A 252-nucleotide genomic window follows, 5' to 3' on the forward strand; every position below is an offset into this window, starting at 1 on the left:
GGTCCCTATCCGTCGTGGGCGTAGGAAATTTGAGAGGAGCTGTCCTTAGTACGAGAGGACCGGGATGGACACACCGCTGGTGTACCAGTTGTCTTGCCAAAGGCATCGCTGGGTAGCTATGTGTGGAAGGGATAAGTGCTGAAAGCATCTAAGCATGAAGCCCCCCTCAAGATGAGATTTCCCATAGCGCAAGCTAGTAAGATCCCTGAAAGATGATCAGGTTGATAGGTCAGAGGTGGAAGCGTGGCGACA

General features: G+C 52.4%; 1 rRNA gene. It reads left to right on the forward strand.

Annotated features, from left to right (window positions below):
- A 23S ribosomal RNA gene (locus ACN6NE_RS31315) occupies nucleotides 1–252 on the forward strand; the annotation flags it as partial.

The sequence above is a fragment of the Priestia sp. 53B2 genome, from assembly GCF_056099005.1.